14 protein-coding genes and 1 pseudogene are annotated in these 16,431 nt (G+C 39.0%); 6 read left to right on the top strand and 9 right to left on the bottom strand.

The annotated features are described in order from the left end of the window. Positions 1-7: 7 nt before the first annotated feature. From H0486_RS01870 to rho, 3 genes are all read right to left on the bottom strand, one after another. Entirely contained in the window at positions 8-1,342 is a 1,335-nt protein-coding gene (locus H0486_RS01870) for a DUF1385 domain-containing protein (protein WP_228351392.1), read from the bottom strand. Between the two features lie 170 nt (positions 1,343-1,512). After that, positions 1,513-1,722 (bottom strand): 50S ribosomal protein L31, encoded by a 210-nt coding sequence (gene rpmE / locus H0486_RS01865; protein WP_228351391.1) that lies wholly within the window; start codon positions 1,720-1,722, stop codon positions 1,513-1,515. Between the two features lie 115 nt (positions 1,723-1,837). Further along, positions 1,838-3,526, bottom strand: a complete 1,689-nt coding sequence (rho, locus tag H0486_RS01860; protein WP_228351390.1) for a transcription termination factor Rho — start codon at positions 3,524-3,526, stop codon at positions 1,838-1,840. Positions 3,527-4,316: 790 nt separating this feature from the next. Between rho and H0486_RS01855 the strand changes: the two genes are divergently transcribed. The 5 genes from H0486_RS01855 to H0486_RS01835 all read left to right on the top strand — a co-directional run bounded on the left by H0486_RS01855 (position 4,317) and on the right by H0486_RS01835 (position 8,570). Next, complete coding sequence (locus H0486_RS01855) at positions 4,317-4,643, top strand: UPF0236 family transposase-like protein (protein WP_323163520.1); 327 nt, start codon at positions 4,317-4,319, stop codon at positions 4,641-4,643. Then, a complete protein-coding gene (locus H0486_RS01850; protein WP_228351388.1) occupies positions 4,601-5,482 on the top strand; it encodes a UPF0236 family transposase-like protein in 882 nt (293 codons plus the stop codon). The genes H0486_RS01855 and H0486_RS01850 overlap by 43 nt, the downstream gene beginning before the upstream one ends. 386 nt (positions 5,483-5,868) lie before the next feature. Then, on the top strand, positions 5,869-7,017 hold the full coding sequence (locus H0486_RS01845) for an NAD(P)-dependent malic enzyme (protein WP_228351387.1): 1,149 nt from the start codon (positions 5,869-5,871) through the stop codon (positions 7,015-7,017). 22 nt (positions 7,018-7,039) lie between these two features. Beyond that, entirely contained in the window at positions 7,040-7,999 is a 960-nt protein-coding gene (locus H0486_RS01840) for a TIGR01212 family radical SAM protein (RefSeq protein ID WP_228351386.1), read from the top strand. 52 nt (positions 8,000-8,051) lie between these two features. After that, entirely contained in the window at positions 8,052-8,570 is a 519-nt protein-coding gene (locus tag H0486_RS01835) for a DUF4364 family protein (protein ID WP_228351385.1), read from the top strand. 64 nt (positions 8,571-8,634) lie between these two features. Here H0486_RS01835 and yihA read toward each other — a convergent pair whose 3' ends face one another. The 6 genes and pseudogenes from yihA to H0486_RS01805 form a co-directional block, all read right to left on the bottom strand. Further along, a complete protein-coding gene (gene yihA, locus H0486_RS01830) occupies positions 8,635-9,231 on the bottom strand; it encodes a ribosome biogenesis GTP-binding protein YihA/YsxC (protein WP_228351384.1) in 597 nt (198 codons plus the stop codon). Then, positions 9,228-10,523, bottom strand: coding sequence for an ATP-dependent Clp protease ATP-binding subunit ClpX (clpX, locus tag H0486_RS01825; protein ID WP_228351383.1), 1,296 nt, complete (start codon positions 10,521-10,523; stop codon positions 9,228-9,230). The genes yihA and clpX overlap by 4 nt, the downstream gene beginning before the upstream one ends. Before the next feature lie 44 nt (positions 10,524-10,567). Next, positions 10,568-11,158, bottom strand: a pseudogene (gene clpP / locus H0486_RS01820) (ATP-dependent Clp endopeptidase proteolytic subunit ClpP); the annotation flags it as partial. A gap of 46 nt (positions 11,159-11,204) precedes the next feature. Then, the gene (gene tig, locus H0486_RS01815) at positions 11,205-12,491 is read right to left on the bottom strand and encodes a trigger factor (protein WP_228351381.1); all 1,287 of its coding nucleotides are present in this window, start codon (positions 12,489-12,491) and stop codon (positions 11,205-11,207) included. A gap of 352 nt (positions 12,492-12,843) precedes the next feature. Further along, entirely contained in the window at positions 12,844-14,187 is a 1,344-nt protein-coding gene (gene glmM / locus H0486_RS01810) for a phosphoglucosamine mutase (RefSeq protein ID WP_228351380.1), read from the bottom strand. A gap of 303 nt (positions 14,188-14,490) precedes the next feature. Continuing rightward, positions 14,491-14,709 carry an alpha/beta-type small acid-soluble spore protein gene (locus H0486_RS01805; protein ID WP_228351379.1) on the bottom strand — a complete coding sequence of 73 codons (219 nt, stop codon included), beginning with the start codon at positions 14,707-14,709 and terminating at the stop codon, positions 14,491-14,493. Between the two features lie 370 nt (positions 14,710-15,079). Between H0486_RS01805 and H0486_RS01800 the strand changes: the two genes are divergently transcribed. Next, positions 15,080-16,396: an alanine/glycine:cation symporter family protein gene (locus tag H0486_RS01800; RefSeq protein WP_228351378.1), complete on the top strand. Its 1,317-nt coding sequence runs from the start codon at positions 15,080-15,082 to the stop codon at positions 16,394-16,396. The last annotated feature ends 35 nt before the right edge of the window (positions 16,397-16,431 follow it).

The following is a 16,431-nucleotide window of genomic DNA, read 5'->3' as shown; positions in this document are numbered from 1 at the left end:
ATTCTATCTACTTCTCTCTGGAATCTTCATCAAAGAACTTGTCCAGAGCCTTTAGAATTTCATCATCTTCTTCATCATCATTACTTGTTCTTACCGGCTTAAAGGTTACCGGATTATATATTCTTCTACGGCTGTTCTCACCGGAAAGTGCTGATTTCCCTCTGATTTTTGCACTGCTTTCTTCGGTAATTGCCACATCCTGTCCCGCATCGGTATCCTCTGTCAGCTCAACCTCTGCCATAATGGTAGCTTCATCAAGAGATTTGATATTCGTCATATCAACCAGAAATTCTTCATCCATCAATTCTTCTTCAAGAATATCCTCATTCTCTACTTTGTCAATAACCTTCTGCTTCTGGTTACGTAATTTTGCATTTGACTTTGCTTTTTTATTCTTCTTGGACTCCTTCGTGGTGGCAACGTCTAAAAACAGCTTCCAGTCAAATACTGCACTTACAGAAGCAATTGCCACTTCTATCATAGAGTCCTCCGGTTCTCTTGTGGTTAGACCCTGCATCCAAAAAACCGGTTTGCTTAATATATCAATTGCTTTATTTTCACTTTTTCCGGCAATGAGTATAAATTCATAGGAAAAACCTGCAATAATGGGTAATAAAATAATACGTGAAATAATTCTCCATGCAAGATTACCTGCCGGTAACACCAAGAAAATGATAATACTGAGCAGTAAAACCAGAAAAATAAAGCTGGTTTTACACCGTTTATGAAGCTTGGATTGCCATTTCACATTCTCTACTGTTAATTCAAAACCGTTCTCCAAGCAATTAAGTACCTTGTGCTCTGCTCCATGATACATAAACGCCCTTTTTATTTCTGGCATTCTTGATGCCAGTATTCCATACACTACAAAAACAGAGACCCTCACAAATGCCTCCAGCACTGCTAATACCACAGTATTCATAATAAATCTTGAAAACAATTGTGTTAATAATACAGGAAGCACCATAAACAAAGCAACAGAGGCTATAATTGATACCACAACAGCCAATACCATTAAGAGTGGGTTGGAGGTATTATCTGAAGCCGTAGTTGTTTTCTTTGTATTCCCTTTTTGTCCGACTTGTTTTGTTTCATCCTCCTCTATGATACTGGTGGAATAATTTATCGCCTTCACACCGATCACCACGGAATCCACAAAAGCAAGCATTCCACGGAATATGGGCAGTTTAAACAGCTTAACCTTATCAGAAAAATCGTTATGCGTACCTTTTTCCACTACTATCTCTTTGTTTGACTTCCGTACGGCGATGGCGTATTTCTCTTTATTCTTCATCATAACGCCTTCCATCACTGCCATACCGCCAATACCTGATGGTTTCATCTTGACACCCGCACCTTTCTCAAATCTCTCTATCTTTCGTCACATATTTTCCTACTTTATTAGTCTCAAACTATAATGCAATATATATAATCAGATGAAATTTCATTTATTTAAAAATAGGCTGAGGAAGTAAACCTCAACCCAATTTTTAAACGTATTAGTTTCTGTAATTATTTATCTTGACCAATACCATACTTGCGGTTAAATTTATCAATAGCACCACGTGCAGCAGCAGCTTTCTGCTGGCCGGTATAAAAAGAATGACATTTTGAGCAGATTTCAACATGGATATCTTCTTTCGTTGATCCTGTTACAAATTCGTTACCGCAGTTACAAACAACCTTGGCCTGATGATATTTGGGATGGATTCCTTCTTTCATGTTTTCACCTCTTTACAATCCAATAGTAAATGCAATATCAACATATTGAAATATTTAATTCCAATCTAATAAACAGCTTTTTTATTATAGCATACGATTATTTTGAATGCAATACCTAAAAGACAATTTTCGTTTTTTTGATCATCTCAATAAATTCAGCATTTGATTTTGTTCGTAAAAACATATCTATAATACGTTCAAGCGCCTCCTCTGATTTTAGGCCGCCTAATGCCTTTCGCATTAAATAGGTAGCTTCCATTTCAGATTGCGATAAGAGAAGATCCTCTCTACGTGTACTGGATCTTGGAAGGTCAATCGCTGGAAAGATACGCTTCTCAGATAAGCTCCGGTCAAGTGATAATTCCATATTACCGGTACCCTTGAATTCCTCAAATACAACGTCGTCCATTCTACTTCCAGTATCTACAAGCGCAGTTGCCAATATGGTAAGGCTTCCTCCTTCACGCATATTTCTTGCCGCACCAAAAAATCTTTTCGGCATATGAAGCGCTGCCGGATCCAAACCACCGGATAGAGTTCTACCACTGGGCTGTACCGTCAGGTTATAGGCTCTGGCTAATCGTGTGATACTATCCAACAGAATGATTACATCCTGTTTATGTTCCACCAGTCTCTTTGCACGTTCAATCACCATCTCTGAAACTCGCTTATGGTTTTCCGGAAGCTCATCAAAGGTGGAATAAATAACCTCTACATTCTTTCCTTCGATAGACTCTTTTATGTCTGTTACTTCCTCCGGGCGTTCGTCAATTAATAGGATGATTAACTTCATTTCTGGATGATTTCTTGTAACTGCCTTCGCAATCTGCTTAAGCAAGGTGGTCTTACCGGTCTTAGGCTGGGATACAATCATTCCTCTCTGGCCTTTACCTATAGGAGAGATTAAATCTACCATTCTCATGGAAACTCCAGCTCCAGGTGTCTCCAGATGGATACGCTCATTCGGAAAGATAGGAGTCAGATCCTCGAATCTCTTTCTTTTCTGAGCCTCATTCGGATGAAATCCATTAACTGATTTTACATATAATAATGCACTGAATTTCTCATTCTGACTTCGAATTCTTGTGTTACCTGTAACGATATCTCCTGTCTTTAGGTTAAAGCGTCGTATCTGTGCCGGAGATACATAGACGTCATTCTCACCTGGAAGATAATTATCGCAGCGGATAAATCCATATCCATCCGGTAGCACCTCCAGAATACCAACTTTAGTCTCACCACTGTCCAATTGGTCCATTTCACTATGAGATACTTTATCTTCTTTTAAGATATCCTGGGTAATATCCGTACGAAATCTTGCCTCAGTTGAGCTCTGCATGCCTGTCCTGGGTTCCGGTCTAGGTACCCTCTGTTCTAAAGGGCGTTCTGGTCTACCTTCTGGTCTACTCTCTACCTTATACTCCGTTCTTTCTTCTGCTTTGTTTTCTATTTTGCTCTCTGCTCTATTCTCAATTCTATTGTCTACGATATTCTCTGATCTGTTTTCTTCTTTATTCTCTACTCTGTTATCTGTTTTCGCTTCAGTATTCACTTTCGGCTTCTTACGTATTCCGGTTTCCACTTGTTCTGATACCACTTCATCACTACTTCTTGCTCCGGATTTCGCCTTCGTCACTTTCTTCTCCTCGTTAATAACCTGTTTTGCTTCCTTCTGAGTGGAATCAAATTGAATAAGTGCTGATATTAATTCACTTTTCTTCAACGAAGCAATATTTTTAAGCCCTTTTTCCTTTGCTATCTCCCTTAATGTAGCAAGAGTCATCGATTCATACTGATTATCCATATTTTAGCTCCTTTAATGTTTGGATTCTCTAACGGATTGTGATAAAGAAATGATTTAGAATTAATTATAATGGAGGAATTATCGTTTATTCTTTATTATTTATACATTATACAACAAAAAAATTAGAAAATAAAGTATTTTCTTATAAGCTTTTTTTCCTATATTTGGATTATCGCTATTGCTTTTGTACTTTATATCAGAAAAGAACAGACAGGACAGGAATGGGAACTATATCCAGAGCGGAGCCATTTTTACATTATGATTTCAAGAAGAGCCATAGGAGAGGGACCGAAATATATCCGCCGCGGAGCCGTTTCCACTAAGTTGCACTGCGTAACGGTACATAAGACTCTAAAGAACAGAGTCTAAGTACCGACGCGTACAAATACTCCGCTCTGGATATAGTTTCTGCTCCTCCCCTATGACTTCTTCTTCGGTACATAGGGCTCTAAATTACAGAGCCCAAGTACCGACATGTGCAAATACTCCGCTCTGGATATAGTTTCTGCCCCTCCCCTATGACTTCTTCTTCGGTACATAGGGCTCTGAAAGCGGAGCCTAAGTACCGACTGTTTCAAATGCACACATAGTAGAATAATATTTTATCTGATTCATAATAACAGATGGAGTTATTAATAATATTAGCTCATACAATGCTATCTAAAAAGGTTAGAGTATAATTATTATTGGCAAAGGGATAAAAATAGGAAGTAGAGAAAATCCCTACTTCCCAAATCATACAGTTTTTCTTAAAATGTTAATTGTCGAGAAAAACACGAAAGAAGGCTGTATGATGAACACTATTGTAACCGAAAAGATGATGCCATTCAAGGAGTTAGAGAAAAAAATTTTTGATTATGTCTGTGAAATGGGCAGGATAATGACACAGGTCATACTTGAAAGTTATGATGAACAATTACAGGAAACCCGCAATAAGAAGGAGCTCCGATGTAAAGGAACCCGTCAGACCACAATAAAGACAATTATGGGTGAAGTTGAATATTCCAGGAACGTATATGAGACCAAGGATGAATCAGGTCGTAAAGCGTGGGTATATTTGCTGGATCACTTAAGATGCAAGGAAAAGGCCATAGAAAGGCTCCAAAGCAGGAAATGAAGGTTGCCACCATGTATGAAGGCTGGGAGGATGATGGAAGCAGCTGCAGTCGCCTGGCTGGCAAGACAATCATAGCAGGGATGGAAAAGAGTGAAGAATTTCATGCCAAAAGAGAAGCTAGAATTCGTAGCATTTATAATGCTGATGAGATAGAAATACGGGTACTGAACGGAGACGGAGGAAGCTGGATCAAAGACCCCTACGAACCGGATACAGTATTCCAATTAGATCGTTTCCATATCCAGCAGAGTATAAAGAAAAAGATTGCATCACCAGAAGCCCAGAAAGAAATCGGCAGGCTGTTTGAAGAAGGCAGATATGATGAAATGTTTGAATATATCAGCATTTATGCTGATAGTGTGGAAAGTGATGATGAAAAAGATAATAACAGCAGGAAGGCAAGAGAACTCTATGAATATCTGAACAACAACAAGGAAGGATTAGTGCCTTGGCAGAAACAAAGGAACGATTATCCCGAAGCTCCTGAAGGGATGGTATACAAAAATATGGGGGTACAGGAAAATCAGAACTGTACCACCATTACCCTGCGGATGAAGGGTGGAAGACGCAGGTGGTCAAACCCCGGAGCGAATAACATGGCGAAGCTGCTTACCAGCAGAGAGAATAAAGAGCTGGTTGATACTATAGATAGGTATACTGATGGAATGATGCTTGCAGAACCAGTGCAGGAAATACTATACTCATTGAGTGCGGCGAAGGCACCAAAGAAAGATGGGAAAGGTAGCCCATACCTGGATTTACTGAATCACCATATGCCGATGCTAGATGCATTACAGACAAATGCAAGGAGATTATTCAGAAAAGCTTTCTGTGGATAGACGTAGACAGGATAAGTATGCCCATTTATAGGGAGTGTAGGCAGATATCGGAAAACGATTAGCCGATTTTCGAGTGGGTTTCTGCATGCTAGTTTGTTTTGCGAGCGACCGGCGAACCTATCAGGGAGGAGCAAAACGTAATAGACGCATGCAGAAACTCCCGAAAATCGAGCTTGTTTTACGATACTGTCTACATCTTCCTGTGAAAATGGGCAAACTTATCCGTACGGAGATATATGAAATAGCTTATAAGAAAAACTGAATGGGGTTTTGCCAATAAGAAGTTGACACAATCTCTAAAAAGGATATGCTTGATTTACCATATTGATAATGATATGATAGCTATAAAATATTTTTGGAAATTTATATACAAGGTGGACAAGAAAATGGATAAAAGTGAACAAGCGTTAATTATGCACGAACAGTGGAACGGTAAATTAGAAGTAGTATCCAAATGCAAGGTCAAATCAAGAGAGGATCTGGCAATTGCTTATACTCCTGGTGTAGCAGAACCATGCAAGGTAATTGCAAAGGATAAGGATGCTGCTTACCGCTATACAATGAAAGCGAATACCATTGCAGTTGTTTCGGATGGTAGCGCAGTACTCGGACTTGGTAATATTGGTCCTCATGCAGCTATGCCAGTAATGGAGGGAAAAGCAGTTCTTTTTAAAGAGTTTGGCGGTGTAAATGCGGTGCCGATCTGTCTGGATACTCAGGACACCGAGGAAATTATTCGTACAATTGTAGCGATTGCTCCTGCTTTCGGTGGGATTAATTTAGAAGATATTTCTGCACCCAGGTGTTTTGAAATAGAGGAACGATTGAAAAAATTACTTGATATTCCGGTATTTCATGATGATCAACACGGTACAGCCATCGTAGTTCTTGCAGGTGCTATTAACGCTTTAAAGGTTACCGGCAAGAATAAGGAAACCTGTAAGGTTGTTGTAAATGGAGCCGGTTCAGCTGGTATTGCGATTGCAAAGCTGCTTCTTAATTATGGTTTTTGCAATGTCACCTTATGCGATCGGGATGGCATTATCTCCAGGGATTATAAGAATCTGAATTGGATGCAACAGCAAATGCTCAGCGTTACGAATTTAGAGAATAAGAATGGAACACTGTCCGATGCTCTGGCAGGTGCAGATTTGTTTGTCGGCGTATCCGCTCCCAACATAATGACTAAAGAGATGGTCGCATCCATGAATAAAGATGCAATCATTTTTGCAATGGCTAATCCCGTACCGGAAATTATGCCCGATCTTGCGAAAGAAGCAGGAGCAAGGGTAGTCGCTACCGGTCGTTCTGATTTCCCGAATCAGGTAAACAATGTAGTAGCTTTCCCTGGTATTTTTAAGGGGGCTCTTGAGGGACGAGCAACACAAATAACCGAGGAAATGAAGCTTGCTGCTGCCATCGCTATTGCAGGATTAGTAGATGAGAGTGAGCTGAACGAGGACAACATAATGCCCCAAGCCTTTGATCCAAGAGTTTGTGATGTTGTCAGCAAGGCGGTAAAGGAGAATATCTAGTATAAAAAAGAAAGCAGAGATTGTGATGATGTGGGATCAAAAGCGGTATCATTCCCTTGACTACGAATTGAAAAAGCAATTTGGTCAGAAGGTATATAGGCTATCTCTGAACGGAGGAATGACATGTCCGAATCGTGATGGCCGTATTGATACCAGGGGATGTATTTTCTGTAGCGAAGGCGGTTCTGGAGATTTTGCAGCCAATGGGCTACTTTCCATAACCGATCAGATTGAAGCAGCAAAAAAACTGGTTTCTTCAAAAATAAAAAATCCGGAACAAGCTAAATATATCGCTTATTTCCAGGCATATACCAATACCTATGCACCAATCTCTTATCTGAGAAGAATATTTTCTGAGGCTATAGATCATTCTGATATTGTTGTTTTATCCATTGCTACCAGACCAGATTGTATCGATGAGGAAGTTCTGAGTCTTCTGTGCGAACTAAAGGAGAAAAAGCCTGTCTGGATTGAATTGGGTCTCCAAACCATGCATGAAAGTACAGCAAATTTAATTCGACGTGGCTATCCTCTCTCTGTTTTCGAGAATTGTGTAAAACGGTTACACGATAATGGCATCCCAATCATTGTACATACAATTCTTGGCTTGCCAAAAGAAACTAAAAATGATATGTTAAAGACTATAAAATATATCTCTGAATTACCGGTTCAAGGAGTAAAGCTTCAGCTACTTCATATTTTATCTTCTACAGATCTTGGAACTTACTATCTTCAGGGGAAATATCAGGATGTTTTAACCCTGGAGGAATATATTGATATTCTAATTGCCTGTCTTGAGCTTCTACCAGGTGATATGGTGATTCATCGCCTCACAGGAGATGGTCCAAAGAAGCTGTTACTAGCCCCTTCCTGGAGCAGCAATAAGAAAAATGTTCTGAATACCCTTCATAAAAGAATGAAAGAATTAGATACTTATCAGGGAAAGTATTATCCTACCCTTCGAAATACGAGCAATTCGTAGCATCAATCGGTGGATCGATTCCCTATCAAAAATATGAGTAAGGAGGCACGTTATGCAGTCTGATACCTTTATGCTATATAAATTAATTGTATTATACATTTTAAGCAGAGTTAATTTTCCCTTGACCAATGCCCAATTAACTTCTTTCATCCTAGAAAAGGAGTATACCAATTATTTTAATATCCAACAATCCATATCAGAATTGATTGATGATGCCTTCGTGGAAGTGAAAACAATCCGGAACAGTTCTCTCTACCGGATAACTGACAGTGGATACGAAACGCTTCTTCTCTTCGATAATATGATATCCTCAGCAATCAAGGAGGATATCGAAGTATATCTGCAGGAAAATAAATATGAACTTCAGGCTGAGGTTTCTACCCAGGCAGATTACTATCAGGTAAAAAAAGGCGAGTATGCAGCTCATTTGAGTGTTGAGGAAAGAAGCTCTACCATAATAGATCTTACTTTACTCGTAACGACACAGGAGGAAGCCTCTTTGATATGTAACAACTGGAAAGATAAGAGTTCTGAGGTGTATTCCAATATTATGTCCATATTACTTAGCTAAAAAACCGGGTTAGAATACCACAAACGTTAATATATTCGAATGTGGTGTTCTAACCCAGTATCATTTATATTTCTTTTAGATTACATATCGTCTCTATATAGTCCCAAATCTCTTCCCTACCCTGCTTTGTTAACGCAGAAAAAGGAAATATCTTTGTGTCCGCTGTAACCTCTAAGCCTTCCCGAATAATTTTAAGCTGTTTATCCTTCTGACTTCGGTTTATCTTATCCAGCTTTGTTGCAATGATAATTGGTTGAAAGCCCTGATGTACAATCCAATCGTACATACTCTTATCATTCCCCGATGGCTCATGTCGTATGTCAATCAGCAAAAATATGGCTTTGAGTTGCTTCGAGGTTCTCAGATATTTTTCTATCATCTTACCCCATTTTGCTTTGATTGCTTCAGATACCTTCGCGTAACCGTATCCCGGCAAGTCAACGTAATAGAACTGATCATTAATGTTATAAAAATTAATAGTTTGTGTTTTTCCGGGCTGCGCAGACGTTCTTGCCAATGATTTTCGATTCAGCAGTGCGTTGATTAGGGATGACTTCCCTACATTCGATTTACCTGCAAATGCAATCTCCGGCTTATCATTTATAGGAAGAACACTGGCAACACCACATACTGTCTCTAAATTTGCACTTTTTATAATCATGCTATTTCGTCCTTGCTTTTCTTAGTTGAACGCCTTGTAATCGGCTTTCTTGTCACTGCCTCATCCGAAAGAATAAGCTTTGGCTTTTCATTACCGAGTACCGCATCCTTTGTAATAATACATTTTATTACGTTATTATCGGATGGAATATTGTACATAGAATCCATCATAATTGATTCCATGATTGCACGTAAGCCTCTGGCTCCAATTTTTCTCTGGAATGAACGCTTCGCAATCTCCTCCAAAGCATCATCTTCAAACTCTAATTCAACACCATCCAGCTCGAACAGTTTTTTATACTGTTTGGTTATTGCATTTTTCGGCTCTGTAAGAATTCGTATCAAAGCCTCTTCATCCAGCATATCAAGCGCAACAGTTACGGGAACACGTCCGACGAACTCCGGTATCATACCGTATTTGATTAAATCCTGTGGCATTACCTGACGGAACAGTTCTCCGATATTGGCCTTGCCTTTCTCAGATACCTGCACATTAAAACCAATCGATTTTTGTCCAATTCGTGATTCGATGATTTTCTCCAAACCATCAAAAGCTCCTCCGCAAATAAACAAAATGTTTGTCGTATCAATCTGTATAAATTCCTGATGTGGATGTTTTCTTCCTCCCTGAGGCGGAACGGAAGCTACTGTTCCCTCAAGAATTTTCAGAAGAGCCTGCTGTACACCTTCACCGGAAACATCTCTGGTAATCGAAGTATTCTCCGATTTTCTGGTAATCTTATCGATTTCATCGATATATATAATCCCGTACTCAGCACGTTCAATATCAAAATCAGCTGCCTGAATAATCTTAAGAAGAATATTTTCAACATCTTCACCAACATATCCCGCTTCTGTTAAGGCAGTAGCATCTGCGATCGCAAATGGCACATTTAACAGCTTTGCCAAGGTCTGTGCTAAATATGTTTTACCGGAACCGGTTGGACCAATCATCAGCAGATTGCTCTTCTGAAGCTCGACATCCAAATCCTTCTCTGCCAGTACTCTTTTGTAATGATTATATACAGAAACCGCTAATACCTTCTTAGCTTCCTCCTGCCCAACTACATGTTGGTCTAGAAAACTCTTTATTTCGGCGGGCTTTAACAGGTTTATGTCCGTATTCATCACCGGATCACCATCGAATTCTTCTTCGATAATCTCACTACATATCTCGATACATTCATCGCATATATAAACACCTGGTCCGGCAATTAATTTACGTACCTGATCCTGTGTCTTATTACAGAAGGAACATCTTAATTGCTTTCTGTCATCTATTTTTCCAGCCATGCCTAATCACCCCATTCTCACTGTGAGTACTGGGAATACCCGAATTAACGGTTTGTAAGTATTCCATCTACAATACCGTAATCTACGGCCTCTTGCGCACTCATATAAAAGTCTCTTTCGGTATCCACCTCGATAACACTCAAAGGTTTTCCCGTATTATTTGCCAATATCTCATTCAATCTTTGTCTTGTTTTAATAATGTGATCGGATACAATTTTAATATCAGTAGCCTGACCCTTTGCACCTCCGGATGGTTGGTGGATCATAATCTCAGCATTAGGAAGAGCATATCTTTTTCCTTTGGTACCGCCGGAAAGTAAAAATGCACCCATACTTGCAGCCATACCAATACAGAAGGTTGATACATCACTTTTAATATAGTTCATCGTATCATAGATTGCCAATCCAGCTGTAACCGAACCGCCGGGACTATTAATATAGAAATTAATGTCTTTTCCAGGATCTTCTGAATCGAGGAACAAAAGCTGTGCAACAACCAGACTAGCTGTTACATCTGTTACTTCTTCTCCAAGAAAAATAATACGATCCTTTAATAATCTTGAATAAATATCGTAGCTTCTTTCACCGCGACTAGTTTGCTCTATGACATAAGGTACTAAACTCATACTGTATTCCTCCTTCTTTCGGTGTTGTAAGTTGTCTCATTGTAACTATTCCATCTTATGCTTCTTTTGCCTGTTCTACGACAAAATCTACTGCTTTTTGAACTGCAATATCAAGTTTAATCTGTTCTTTTTCCTTATCACCGATTACTTCTTTTAATTTATCCAGTTCCATTTGATACATGGAAGCCATATCAGTTAATTCCTTCTCAAGCTCTTCTTCAGTAACCTCGATGTTTTCCGCTTTAACAACTGCCTCTAAGACAAGTCTGCTCTGTATTCTCTTTAATGCTTGCGGTCTTAAGCTTTCCAAGAATTTCTTAGCATCCATACCAGTGAATTTAAAATACTGCTCGATAGAAAGACCCTGGTACTGCATTCTCTGAGCGAATTCTTCTGCCATCTGATTAACCTGTAAATTAATCATAGGCTCAGGAATATCCATCGTTGCTCCTTCAATAATCTTATCAACGATTTCATTTTCCTTTGCTGTTTTTAATTCTTTCTCTTTATTTTCTTTAATTGTAGCCTTAATACTCTCTTTATATTCATCTAAAGTATTAAACTCTGATACATCCTGTGCAAAATCATCATTTAACTCCGGCAGTTCCTTAACCTTTAATTCCTTAATCGTAACCTTGAATAGAGCCGGCTTGCCTGCCAATTCTTTTGCCTGGTAATCCTCAGGGAATGTTACGTTTACTTCAACCTCATCCCCAACGGCTTTCCCGATCAACTGCTCCTCAAAGGTATCAATAAAGGAATGAGAGCCTATGGTAAGAGAATAATTCTCTCCTTTTCCACCTTCAAACGGCACTCCATCAATAAAACCTTCGAAATCAATTATAGCAATATCCCCGTCTTGAACATTTCTGTCCTCAACAGTAATTGTTCTTGAATTCTGCTCACGTTCGCTGTCGATACGAGCCATAACTTCTTCATCCGTTACCTCAGCAACCTTTTTCTCAACAGTAATACCTTTGTATTCACCCAAGGTTACTTCCGGCTTTAATGCAACCTCTGCTGTAAAAATAAAGCTTTTGCCCTTCTCAACCTGAACCACATCAATTTCAGGTCTGGATACAATCTCTAAACCACTTTCATTGGCTGCTTTTTCGTAAGCTTCTGGAATTAACTCGTTAGCAGCATCTTCATAGAACACACCTGGGCCATACATCTTTTCGATGATAGCGCGAGGAACTTTACCCTTACGAAATCCCTGAACATTAATTTTGTTCTTATTTTTCTGATATGCTTTCTGTAAAGCATTTTCAAATTCCTCAGCGGAAGCCTCTATTGTAAGCTTTGCCATATTCTTTTCTAACTTTTCTACTTGTAAACTCATGTTTTATTGCCTCCTGTTTTTTATAGAGGATTTTCCTCTTGTTTTATAAAGGTCATTTCTTATTGTAAATGCCTTTTCATCTGGGAGAAACCCGATCCCATATCCATGTACTTAACTTTTACCAATTTTGTGCAACCTATACGCAGACATAAAAAAGTACATATTGCCTATTATTACAGACATTTTGACATTAGTATATTATATCATAGCAATTCTGTAAATACTAGAATTTTATTTTCCTGGTATTTAGGGCTTAAAGATACAGTTCAACATAATATATCCGTCTGGGTGGGAATGAGAAATATATCCGCCGCAGAGACGCTTTCGCTTAGTAGACATAAATTTATATGGATTATAGAACATGCCCCTGTTTTCGCATCTGTTCAACCACGCGTTCTACATATTCCTTGCAAAGCTCTTCTGACTTTGCTTCAACCATTACTCGGATCAACGGTTCTGTTCCGCTTTCACGTACCAGGATTCTTCCTTCCTCCCCAAGCTCTTTTTCTACCTGGCTGATGACCTCATTAACTTGCGCATCCTGCTTCACCGCTTTTTTATCATGGACCTTTACATTTTTAAGAAGCTGTGGATAGACAATCAGTTCCTTGTGAAGCTCCGATAATTTTGCTTTACTTTCAAGCATTACTTCCATTATTTTTAGTGATGTTAAGACTCCATCTCCTGTTGTGGCATGTTTACTGAAAATAATGTGTCCCGACTGTTCTCCACCAATGGAATGCCCATTTGTCATCATATTCTCAAATACATATTTATCTCCAACCGCTGTCTTCTCATAATGAATTCCCTTGCTGTCCAATGCCTTGTAAAGTCCCAGATTAGACATCACGGTTGTTACAATTGTGTTGTTTGCCAGATCATTATGGCTTTTTGCATATACACCACATATATATAAAATAATATCGCCATCTATAATATTACCTTTTTCATCGACTGCCAAACATCGATCTGCATCTCCATCGTATGCAAAACCCACATCCAGATTATTATCCACTACGTACTTTTGTAAAACTTCAATATGTGTCGAACCGCAATCTTGATTGATATTCGTTCCATCAGGTTCAGAGTTTATGACAAAGGTTTTTGCACCCAATGCATCAAATACTCCTTTCGCAACGGTAGTTGCGGAGCCATTGGCCAAATCCAGTCCAACCTTTTTATCCTTAAAGGATCTGGTAGCTAATGAAATTAAATAACCTATGTAACGGTTTCTTCCTATTGCATAATCTACTGTTCTTCCGATCTTCTCCTTCGTTGCTAGTGGGATGGTATCTTCTTCACTATCAATATAGGCCTCAATCAGATCTTCTACTTCAGCCTCCAGCTTATAGCCACTGCCGTTAATTACTTTTATACCATTATCATAATACGGATTGTGACTCGCCGATATCATAATTCCACAATCGAAGCCTTCTGTTCTAACGACATAGGAGACACTTGGTGTTGTTGTTACATGTAGCAGATATACATCTGCACCACTCGCAGTGAGTCCGGCTACTAATGCATACTCAAACATATAACTGGACCTTCTTGTATCCTTTCCAATCACAATATTAGCCTTGTGGTCCTTTCCATAGTAATACCCCAAAAACCTTCCAACCTTATAAGCGTGCATTACCGTTAAGTTAACATTCGCTTCCCCACGAAATCCATCTGTACCAAAATATTTACCCATCCTTCTTAATTCCTTTCCACATTTTGATATCCATATATTATTTTTGATTTTACTATATCCCTATTCTTATAAATGTAAATACCTATTTTATATGTATATGCCTTTAGAACGAGGAGTTTTCCTTGGTAAACCCCAGTTCCAAAGCGAATCACGTAAAATTAGCTTAAACCTCAAGCATTTTCTATTTTATCATAATCCGAATAATTTTGGAAAGAAAATTTATAAAAGCATCACTGATTCAAGTAATGCTTTACTGAATCAGTGATGCTTTTCTTAATACATGTTTAATTTTCAGTTACTTAATTACTGTTGGCCGCCTGACATCTGTTGTTCCTGTTGTCTAATCATACGTTTTACCATCTCGCCGCCTACAGAACCATTCTGTTTACTTGTTAAATCTCCGTTATAACCTTGTTTTAACGGAACACCGATTTCATTGGCGATTTCCATTTTGAAACGGTTTAATGCCTCTCTTGCCTGAGGAACTTCTGCTCTGTTAGATCCACTATTATTGTTTGCCATACTTTTTTCACCTCCGTTTTGTTAATATCAAAGCAACCAAGACACAAAATCAGCTTTTGTAGGTTCAGCGGTTACTAATAAGTATTATCACCGCGCGTGATTCTGTTTTTGTATTGCCTGTAATGTTATTGTTAACCGTAAGGTGAAATATTATGATGGTAATTATTGCTTCGCTAACCATAGTCTAGTAACGCATTTTTGCTTTTTTAACCCATACCATAGTATGGTACAGATTATTTTAAAATACTCATAAAAATTAATTTTTATATTATTTGTAAATGCTCCTTGTTCATTAATGGTTCTTTATTTTTACATCTACTTTCCGAAAAGTAGTCATATATTTTATAAAAACATAGATCAGGGTGGTTGTTTGATAGATTTCTTAAAAAGCATCAACAATTTTATATGGGGAGTTCCTCTGCCCGTTTTATTATTTGGATGCCATATATATTTTACTTTTCGCTTGAAAGGGGTACAAAGGCATATCGGTAAGGCAATTCAGCTATCCGTTACTCCTAATTCAGATGAGGAAGGTGATCTCAGCGGTTTTGCCTCTCTAACAGCAACTCTGGCAGCAACCATTGGGACCGGAAATATCGTTGGCATTTCCACTGCCGTTGCACTAGGTGGCCCGGGAGCTATTTTCTGGTGCTGGCTCACTGGTTTACTGGGAATGGCAACCTCCTATGCCGAGTGTTATCTAGGTATACTATTCCGAAGAAAAACATCGGACGGATCATTTCTGGGAGGTCCAATGTACGCCTTGGAATATGGTCTGAATAAAAAATGGCTGGCAATTTTATTTAGTGTATTTACCCTGATGGCCTCCTGTGGTGTTGGCTGTTCCACACAATCCCGTGCTGTTACAGAAACCGCCAAAACACTCTGGAATTTACCTGAAATAGCTGTCGGGATGATCGTTGCCATCATTGTAGGTTTTGTTATCGTGGGCGGTGTCCAGTCCATCGGTAAAATATGCAGCAGGCTGGTTCCTGCTATGGGTTTGTTCTACATTCTAGGCTGTATCGTACTGCTCATTATGAATTCCGGTTATATTGGATCAGCACTCGAGATTATTGTTAAGTCCGCTTTTACGTCAACCAGACTTCCAGCAGCTGTTGCAGGTGGATTTATTGGCAGTACAATTCGTTCTGCTGCCAGATATGGAATAGCAAGAGGACTATTTACGAATGAGTCAGGACTGGGCTCTGCTGCCATCGCTGCTGCAGGAGCAAAGACCTCCCATCCCTCCAGGCAGGCATTAATATCCATGAGTGCTACCTTCTGGGATACTGTCATAATGTGCGCTATTACAGGACTCGTAATTGTAACAAATATACTTAAAAGTCCTGGCAGCGTAGAAGGCTACTCCTTTGCGGAGCTAACAACGGCCGCCTTTGATTCCCTTCCTTTAGGGAATATCTTTCTTGGTCTGTCATTAATAGCCTTTGCTGTGGCAACACTTATTGGATGGTCTTATTTTGGAGAAAAAGCGGTAGAATATATATTCGGAAAATCCAGAATAAATACCTACCGCCTGTTATATATTATTATGATTTACCTCGGGTCCATTATGTCCCTGGAGCTTGTATGGGAAGTTACTGATTTAGTAAATGCATTCATGGCATTACCGAATCTGATCTGTCTCCTTCTTCTGCGAAAAAAAATACTTCCTTATAGTGATTAAGGTATCAAAAATCTGATCAATACAGTGTAATGAAC

This window comes from Variimorphobacter saccharofermentans (genome assembly GCF_014174405.1).
Classification (GTDB): Bacteria; Bacillota; Clostridia; order Lachnospirales; family Lachnospiraceae; genus Mobilitalea; species Mobilitalea saccharofermentans.
The sequence above is the reverse complement of the archived record's forward strand: the minus strand, read 5'-3'. Positions and strand labels throughout refer to the sequence as shown.